This window comes from Nocardia sp. NPDC003345 (assembly GCF_053589395.1).
Window position 1 is genome coordinate 1 of sequence record NZ_JBSFRU010000371.1, and the last position, 5,910, is coordinate 5,910.

Below are 5,910 nucleotides of genomic sequence, written 5' to 3' on the forward strand. Positions count from 1 at the left end.
GCTTGGTGTCCTTGCGCTTGCCGTAACCGAAGCGGGTCCGCTTGCGCTTGCCCTGACGGTTGGCGGTGTTGACGCTGGTGACCTTCACCCCGAAGACCTTCTCGACCGCGATCTTGATCTGGGTCTTGTTGGAGTCCGGGTGGACGATGAAGGTGTAGGTGCCTTCCTCGATCAGCCCGTAGGACTTCTCCGAGATGACCGGCGCCAGCAGGATGTCGCGCGGATCGGCGATGGTGCTCACTTGCTCTCCTCCTGTGCAGCCTCGGCCGGGCCGTGCACGAAGGCGTTGAGCGCCTCGACACTGAACACGACTTCGTCGCTGTCCAGTACGTCATAGGTGTTCAGCTGGTCCGGTGCGATCGTGTGCACGTATTCCAGGTTGCGGGCACTCTTCCAGGCGTTGACATCCTCGCGGCCGATGACCAGGAGGAACTTCTTGCGATCCGAGATCTCGGACAGGAAGGTCTTCGCGGTCTTGGTCGAGGGGTCCTGGCCGGCCACGAGCTCGCTGATCACGTGGATCCGCTCGTTACGCGCCCGATCCGACAGCGCGCCACGCAGGGCGGCCTGGATCATCTTCTTGGGGGTGCGCTGGCTGTAGTCACGCGGCTTGGGGCCGTGCACGATGCCACCACCGGCGAACTGCGGCGCCCGGGTCGAACCCTGGCGGGCGCGGCCGGTGCCCTTCTGGCGGTACGGCTTCTTACCACCGCCGCGGACCTCGCCGCGGGTCTTGGTGGAATGCGTGCCCTGGCGGGCGGCGGCCTGCTGGGCCACGACCACCTGGTGCATCAGCGCGATATTGGCGGTCACGTCGAAGATCTCGGCGGGGAGATCGACGGTGCCGTTGGTCTTACCGCCCAGTTCCTTCACCGGCAAGGTGAGGTTGGCGGACTTCTTCTCCGTGTTCACTGCGGAGCTGCTCATGCGTGCGCACCACCCTTCACGGCGCTCTTGACGATCACGACGCCGCCCTTGCGACCCGGGATCGCTCCCTTGATCAGCAGCAGGCCGTTCTCGGCGTCCACCTTGTGAACCGACAGGTTCTGCGTGGTGACGCGGTCGTTACCCATGCGGCCCGACATGCGCATGCCCTTGAACACGCGGCCGGGGGTGGCGCAGCCACCGATGGAACCCGGGCGACGGTGCACGGCCTGCGCACCGTGGGAGGCGCCCTGGCCGCTGAAGCCGTGACGCTTCATGGTGCCGGCGAAGCCCTTGCCCTTGCTGGTGCCGGTGACGTCGACGTAGGTGCCCTCTTCGAAGGCCTCCGCCGAGATCTCCTGGCCGACCTCGAAGGTCGACGCGTCGGCGATACGGATCTCCGCGACGTGACGGCGCGGGGTGACACCGGCCTTGGCGAACTGGCCGGACTCCGGCTTGTTCACCTTGCGGGGGTCGATGGCGCCGAAGGCGACCTGCACCGCGCTGTAGCCGTCGCGCTCGACGGTACGGATCTGGGTGACCACGTTCGGTCCGGCCTTGACGACGGTGACCGGGACGACCCGGTTCTTGTCGTCGAACACCTGGGTCATGCCCAGTTTGGTGCCCAGGATGCCGGCCGCGGGCCTGCTCTTGTTGTCAGTCATATCGAGAGTCCCCGTCACTGGATATTGACGTCGACGCTGGCCGGCAGGTCGATACGCATGAGCGCGTCCACCGTCTTCGGCGTCGGGTCGAGGATGTCGATCAGCCGCTTGTGCGTCCGCATCTCGAAGTGCTCGCGCGAGTCCTTGTACTTGTGCGGCGAACGGATGACGCAGTACACGTTCTTCTCGGTCGGCAACGGCACCGGCCCGACGACCCGGGCCCCGGTGCGGGTCACCGTTTCGACGATCTTGCGCGCCGACGCGTCGATCGCCTCGTGGTCATAGGCCTTGAGCCTGATGCGGATCTTCTGTCCCGCCACGCTAAGTGTCCTTTTCTCCGCTTTCGTCCGTGATCCGGATACCGGCTAGGGCGTCCGTACCACCTTCATTTGCACAGCCCGAACACACGATGACGTCTCAGCTAGAGAGACCGAGACCGGGCGCATGCCCGATCCTCGCCGCTGTTCATCTGTCATGGTTCTCCGGTCCACGCGGTCGGGCGTGTCGCCTCTCCGCTCATTCCTCGGCCCCGAGATGAAATCTGATCGTGGCCCTCGGAACTACGTCCCGGACGTACCCACACCGATAAACGATGAGGTACTCGCTGGTTTTGCTCACCCCGCCCGGCGTGGTCGTCTCATGGAAACAACCGCCACCCGGGGCAAGGCAACCCGAACAGTATGCACGAGCCCCCCGAGGCGTTCCAAATCGGGGTCCGCCGAGATCCGGCGCTTGCGCCACCATACCGCGCCACCGCTATCTTACCGATGAGTAAGATAGCTTCATGACGAATGAGACCGGCACCTACCGCGGCTGGCGGAAACTGCCCGACAACCCCCTCGGCCACGGCCTGTTCTCCCTGTCGATGGTCGCCCGGGTCCCCTATTTCGCCACCGTGGTACCCCGCGTCGTCCGGCTGGAACCCGGGTTGTGCGAGGTCAAGGCCCCGAAATGGTTCGGCGTACACAATCACCTGGGCACCTTCCACGCCATCGCCGCCTGCAATCTCGCCGAGATCGCCATGGGCATGCTCTCCGAGGCCACCGTCCCCACCACCCATCGCTGGATCCCCAAGGCGATGCAGGTCCAGTACCTCACCAAAGCCACCACCGGCCTCCGAGCCGTAGCCGAACTGGCAGCTATCCCGGACTTCGCCTCGTTCACCGAGGGCCGCGATCTCACCGTGCCCGTCTCGATCTACGACAAGACCGGACGCGAAGTGGTACACGCGGACATCACCACCTGGGTCACACCCAGAAGCTGACTCCGGCCACACCGCCGCGGGCTCGAACAACGGCTCGGCGGCGCCTGTTTCGCGATGATCACGACGGCCCGATGTGAGCTGTCACACTTACCGTCACATTCCGCGGCACCACCTCGTCAGAGGAGCACCCCTCCTCTGACCAGTTGGTTGTGCCATGAGACCGAGACCGAGACCGAGACCGAGACCGACCCTCCCACGCCTCTCCCCGCCGCCGCGCCCGCCCACACTCCTCGCGGGGGCGCCGAGCACTCCCGATTCCCCGGCCGCTCACGCGGATGAACCGGCCGCGCGAATCCCGTACGCCACGGCGACGGCTTTCCGGGCCGCCGGCGCGCTGCCCACCGGCAGCCCGAACCGCTGCCGCGATCAGCGCATTCCCGTGCCGAATTCCCCCGATTCCAGCAAGTCAACAGTTGTTGGCCAACAACTGTTGACTTATGCCGAATCGACCTCTACCTTCAATGACAACAATCGTTGACTTCGAGGAGTCGCAGTGCACAACCCCATCGCAGACGTCCTGATCGTCGGAGCCGGCCCGGTCGGTCTCACCGCGGCGATCGTGCTGAAACAACTGGGCCACGAGGTGGTAATCGTCGATCGGCAGGCCGCGGGCGCCAATACTTCCCGCGCGGCGGTGGTGCATCCGCACACACTCGAAATCCTGGAGCCCTACGGCGTGACCGAACCGCTGGTCGCACGCGGTGTACACACCCCGACGTTCACGATTCGCGATCGGGACCGGCTGCTGCTGGCGGTACCGTTCAGCGATCTGCCCACCACCTACCCCTACACGCTGATGATCTCCCAGGCCGACACCGAGAAGTTCCTGCTGGACCGGCTGATCGCGCTCGGCGGCGAGGTCATCCGGCCGGTGACGGTCACCGGGATCCACCAGGGACAGGATTCGGTCACCGCCACCGTCTCGGACGGGGACCCCATCCACGCTCGCTATCTGCTGGCGGCGGACGGTATGCACAGTCTGGTGCGGGAACAATCGGGGATCGGATTCACCGGCGGCAGCTACGGCGAATCGTTCACTCTGGCCGATGTCCGCCTCTCCGGTGGCGTACCCACCGATGAGGTCATCCTGTATTTCTCACCCGCCGGGCTCGTGGTGGTCGCGCCGCTGCCCGACGCCATGTATCGGATCGTGGCCACTGTGGACGAGGCGCCGCACGACCCGGATATCGCGTTCGTACAGGGACTCCTCGACCAACGCGGCCCGGAGAGCCGGCCGGCCGTGGTCGAAGAAGTGGTGTGGGGTTCGCGTTTCCGCGTGCACCACCGCATCGCCGATACCTTCCGTCACGGCCGGATCCTGCTCGCCGGTGACGCCGCCCACGTGCACTCGCCGGCCGGTGGCCAAGGAATGAATCTCGGGATCGAAGACGCCGTCACCGCGGCGACGACCCTGTCGCGCGTCCTGGCCGGCGAATCGGAAAGCCTGCTCGACGAGCACGCCGCCGCCCGCCGCCATACGGCCGAAACCGTCGTCTCCACCGCGGGCCGTCTCACCGATCTGGCCACCGCGTCGGCGCGCGTCCGGCCAGTACGCAACACCGCCATGGCGTTGGCGGGCAGAACGACGGTCGTACGGAATCGGCTGGCCATGCGGCTGTCGGGACTCGACCGCCGCTGAGAACGCCGATCGGCGAGCGCGGAGACGGTTCCGTGCGGTGGGCCCGGGCGCTGTGGGGTGCGGGCTTGCGGGTGTTGCCCTCCCCCGCCCCGCACCGTTGAATGCTGTACATGGCAGACAGCGCGGTCCACGAGTTCGATATCTGTGTCGTAGGGCTGGGCCCGGCCGGGAGGGCTCTGGCCCACCGCGCGACGGTCGCCGGATTGCAGGTCGCCGCCGTCGACCCCCGCCCCGACCGCCTCTGGCCTCCCACCTTCTCCTGCTGGATCGACGAACTGCCGGACTGGTTGCCGCACAGCGTGATCGCGAGCCGCATTCCCGCACCCGTCGTGTGGACCACTTCTGAGATCAAGATCGATCGCCCGTACTGCGTGTTGTCGAAACCGCTGTTACGCGACGCACTGCCGCTCGACGAAGCCGGCGTATTCGCGGGCCGGGCCACCCGGGTGGACGCGCACGAGGTCGAACTGGCGGACGGCACCGTGATCCGCGCCGGGGTGGTCGTGGATTCGCGCGGTATGCCCACGCTGGGCAATCGGCGCGCGGCGAGCGCGCACGGGATCTTCGTGGACGCCGAAACGGCGGCGCCGATGGTCGGGGAAGGTGAGGGGCTGCTGCTGGACTGGCGGCCGGAGAACGGCGCCGGGCCCGATGAGCCGCCATCGTTCCTGTACTCGGTTCCGCTGGGCGACGGCACGGTGATCTTCGAGGAGACCAGCCTGGGCCTGCGCGGCGGGATGCCGCAGCACGAACTGCGTAGGCGCACCCTGGCCCGGCTGGCGGCGCACGGGATCGTCCTCACCGGGGAGGAACCGAGCGAGGCCGCCCACTATCCACTCGACACCCCGCCTCCGGCCAAGGGCGTCGGCCCGGTGCTGCCGTACGGCTCGCGCGGCGGGATGATGCATCCCTGCACCGGCTACAGCGTGGCGGATTCGTTCGCCCTGGCCGATACCGCGGTTACCGCGATCCAGCGCGGTGAGGACGCGGTGGCCGCCCTGTGGCCGTGGCGGGCCCGCCTCACCTACTGGATGCGGATGCGCGGGCTGTGGGGGCTGGGACGGCTCACCACCGAGCAGTCCATCGCCATGTTCGATTCGTTCTTCTCCGCGTCCCCGCGCGGGCAGCGCGCCCTGCTCTCGGCGCACGACGATTACGCGGCCCTGGGCGCGGTGCTGTTCAACACGGTCTCGCACACCTGGCCGTTCCGCTGGCGGTTCGACCTGGTCGGCTGGCGGAATCGCGACCGGTGGGCCGACTTCCCCTTCGCACCGGCCGCAAGCGTGCGCCACGAGGCGGAGCACCGGTAGCGATCCGGCCGGATCGCTACCGGTGCGCCCGCGCCGGGATCACCAGATCGGGAGAGCGTCGGGGAGGGGAAGAGGGGGTTGGATGTGGTGTTGGTGGGGGTGGGGGGC

General features: G+C 67.3%; 7 protein-coding genes. 3 read left to right on the forward strand and 4 right to left on the reverse strand.

Translation table 11 applies throughout. The features are described 5' to 3' along the window. From rplW to rpsJ, 4 genes are all read right to left on the reverse strand, one after another. Positions 1-241, reverse strand: a 241-nt coding sequence (rplW, locus tag ACWDU1_RS28245; RefSeq protein ID WP_450003076.1) for a 50S ribosomal protein L23, incomplete at its 3' end; no start/stop codon positions are given. Next, positions 238-927 carry a 50S ribosomal protein L4 gene (rplD, locus tag ACWDU1_RS28250; protein WP_450003078.1) on the reverse strand — a complete coding sequence of 230 codons (690 nt, stop codon included), beginning with the start codon at positions 925-927 and terminating at the stop codon, positions 238-240. The genes rplW and rplD, both read right to left, overlap by 4 nt. Beyond that, positions 924-1,589: a 50S ribosomal protein L3 gene (gene rplC, locus ACWDU1_RS28255; protein WP_265802596.1), complete on the reverse strand. Its 666-nt coding sequence runs from the start codon at positions 1,587-1,589 to the stop codon at positions 924-926. Before rplC ends, rplD begins: the two co-directional genes overlap by 4 nt. A gap of 14 nt (positions 1,590-1,603) precedes the next feature. Further along, on the reverse strand, positions 1,604-1,909 hold the full coding sequence (gene rpsJ, locus ACWDU1_RS28260; RefSeq protein WP_003938093.1) for a 30S ribosomal protein S10: 306 nt from the start codon (positions 1,907-1,909) through the stop codon (positions 1,604-1,606). A gap of 464 nt (positions 1,910-2,373) precedes the next feature. Between rpsJ and ACWDU1_RS28265 the strand changes: the two genes are divergently transcribed. From ACWDU1_RS28265 to ACWDU1_RS28275, 3 genes are all read left to right on the forward strand, one after another. Continuing rightward, the gene (locus ACWDU1_RS28265; RefSeq protein ID WP_450003080.1) at positions 2,374-2,853 is read left to right on the forward strand and encodes a hotdog fold domain-containing protein; all 480 of its coding nucleotides are present in this window, start codon (positions 2,374-2,376) and stop codon (positions 2,851-2,853) included. A gap of 493 nt (positions 2,854-3,346) precedes the next feature. Beyond that, complete coding sequence (locus ACWDU1_RS28270; protein ID WP_450003082.1) at positions 3,347-4,492, forward strand: FAD-dependent oxidoreductase; 1,146 nt, start codon at positions 3,347-3,349, stop codon at positions 4,490-4,492. A 110-nt stretch (positions 4,493-4,602) separates the two neighbouring features. Beyond that, entirely contained in the window at positions 4,603-5,802 is a 1,200-nt protein-coding gene (locus ACWDU1_RS28275) for a lycopene cyclase family protein (RefSeq protein ID WP_450003084.1), read from the forward strand. Positions 5,803-5,910 lie beyond the last annotated feature (108 nt).

Bases quoted from the DNA above. Each gene is read 5' to 3' on its own strand.
- ACWDU1_RS28265 (WP_450003080.1), top strand. From the start codon at position 2,374: ATGACGAATGAGACCGGCACCTACCGCGGCTGGCGGAAACTGCCCGAC.
- rplD (WP_450003078.1), bottom strand. From the start codon at position 927: ATGAGCAGCTCCGCAGTGAACACGGAGAAGAAGTCCGCCAACCTCACC.
- ACWDU1_RS28275 (WP_450003084.1), top strand. From the start codon at position 4,603: ATGGCAGACAGCGCGGTCCACGAGTTCGATATCTGTGTCGTAGGGCTG.
- rplC (WP_265802596.1), bottom strand. From the start codon at position 1,589: ATGACTGACAACAAGAGCAGGCCCGCGGCCGGCATCCTGGGCACCAAA.